Origin of the sequence: Streptomyces sp. GbtcB7 (genome assembly GCF_019091445.1) — a bacterium.
Classification (GTDB): Bacteria; Actinomycetota; Actinomycetes; order Streptomycetales; family Streptomycetaceae; genus Streptomyces; species Streptomyces mirabilis.
Genome location: NZ_JAGXJM010000215.1, coordinates 1 through 315, shown reverse-complemented (window position 1 = coordinate 315; position 315 = coordinate 1). Strand labels below are relative to the sequence as shown.

General features: G+C 71.7%; 1 pseudogene. It reads right to left on the bottom strand.

Annotated features, from left to right (window positions below):
- Window positions 1-160: pseudogene (locus tag KVT44_RS59745) on the bottom strand (IS5/IS1182 family transposase); the annotation flags it as partial.
- Window positions 161-315 lie beyond the last annotated feature (155 nt).

Below are 315 nucleotides of genomic sequence, written 5' to 3'. Positions count from 1 at the left end.
CCCAGCGGCGGGGAAGGACGACGAAGCCCTTCGCGTCCGGCGGCCGACGCACCGTTTGGATCGTGATGTCGAGGTAGGTCCTGGCCCAGGTCACGAGCATTCCGGCGTAGGCGGAGTCGGCCCAGACGACGGCAATCTCGGGGTGCGTGAGCGCGAGACGGAGCGGTCCGCCGTTGTCTACCCCGCGTGGAGCGGGTCGGAGGGATCCGGCACTGCGTCGTTCGTGCGGCCGGCGCTAAGGGTTCGTCGCGGGCTCGGCGGCGCTGCGGGGTGGGCTCCGAGGACTCCGCGAGCTCGCAACTCGCCGAGGTCTGG